The sequence below is a fragment of the Collinsella sp. AF29-7AC genome (assembly GCF_003475665.1).
Taxonomy (GTDB): Bacteria; Actinomycetota; Coriobacteriia; order Coriobacteriales; family Coriobacteriaceae; genus Collinsella.
This window is the reverse complement of the sequence record NZ_QRQX01000055.1, coordinates 1-830: the sequence shown is the minus strand read 5'-3', so window position 1 is coordinate 830 and position 830 is coordinate 1. Positions and strand designations below refer to the sequence as shown.

Below are 830 nucleotides of genomic sequence, written 5' to 3'. Positions count from 1 at the left end.
GCTCAGGCGCAAGGTCGGCTACAGGCCGAGGAAGCGCGCCGCGCGCCGGGCGGCGACCCGCCACTCCGCCCGCAGGTCATATGCCGCGTTCCTCGCCCTCGGCGAGGACGTTTGCGCCGCCGCCTGGGAGATGGACACCGTCGAGGGCGCGCGGGAGGACTCCGCCTGCCTGCTCACGCTGCTGCACCGCCCCAGCAGGCTCCAGCTCGCGCTGCCGCTGGAGGAGAAGACCGCCGGGTGCGTCGCGGGCGCCCTGGAGGGCGTCCGGGCGGTCCTCGGCGCCGACGGGACGCACCGCGTGTTCCGCGCCGTGCTCACCGACAACGGCGCCGAGTTCTCCGGCGAGGGCGCGATCGCCGCGCTCATCGGCGAGGGGCCCGGCGAGACGAGGCTGTTCTACTGCGACCCCGGGCGCAGCGACCAGAAGGGCGCCTGCGAGCGCAACCACGTCGAGATCAGGAAGCTGCTCCCCAAGGGCCGCGGCCTCAGGTTCGACCGGCTGGTCCCGGCGGACCTGTCGCTGGCGATGTCGCACGTGAACTCCGAGCCCCGCGGCGCGCTCGGCTTCGCGACGCCCGCCCGCGCCTTCCGAGCGATGCTCGGCGACGACGCGGCGGCGCTGCTGGAGGCGTACGGCATCGAGGACGTGCCCATCGACGAGCTCGACCTGACGCCGGGGCTCATCGCGCGGGCGCGCGCGGAAAGGGGCGATGCCCCGCTGTCCTAGCCTAAGGGAAAACGGAATAGACGGAACCGACCGTTCGGCTGAGTCTGGGAAGAGGTGCCGGGCGGCGGGCGGAGCATGGCCACCGGACCCATCGAAACACATC

General features: G+C 73.5%; 1 pseudogene. It reads left to right on the top strand.

The annotated features are described in order from the left end of the window. Positions 1-727, top strand: a pseudogene (locus DWZ15_RS10320) (DDE-type integrase/transposase/recombinase); the annotation flags it as partial. Between the last annotated feature and the right edge of the window lie 103 nt (positions 728-830).